Source organism: Mesorhizobium sp. SEMIA396 (genome assembly GCF_024518615.1).
In the GTDB taxonomy this organism is placed as follows: Bacteria; Pseudomonadota; Alphaproteobacteria; order Rhizobiales; family Rhizobiaceae; genus Mesorhizobium.
Genome location: NZ_JANIFC010000043.1, coordinates 1 through 445, shown reverse-complemented (window position 1 = coordinate 445; position 445 = coordinate 1). Strand labels below are relative to the sequence as shown.

Below are 445 nucleotides of genomic sequence, written 5' to 3'. Positions count from 1 at the left end.
CCGTCTATTCGGACGGCCCCGGCATGCCGCCGCTGCCGACCCGGCTGATGGCGGGGCTGGCGATCCTCAAGCACACCTTCAACCTGTCGGATGAGGTGCTGTGCGAGCGCTGGGTGGAGAACCCTTACTTCCAGTATCTCACCGGCGAGACGTTCTTTTGCCATACGCTGCCGTTCGACCGCTCCTCGATGACGCGTTGGCGCAGCCGTATGGGCGAGGAGCGGATCATGGCGCTGTTGCAGGAGAGCCTCAGCCTTGCGGTCAAGACTGGGGCGATGAAGCCGGCCGACACGCGCCAGGTGATCCCCGGATCAAGTCGCAAAAGCACTGCCCGGCAATCCCTATGACGGCCACACGCTGGCAAGCGTCATCCCCGACATGGAAAAGACCATCGGCAACGAGATCGGCCGCATCCTCGCCGACGCCGGCTATCGCGGCCACAACG

At 64.5% G+C, this 445-nt stretch carries 1 pseudogene; it reads left to right on the top strand.

Annotated features, from left to right (window positions below):
* Nucleotides 1-445: pseudogene (locus NP503_RS33210) on the top strand (transposase); the annotation flags it as partial.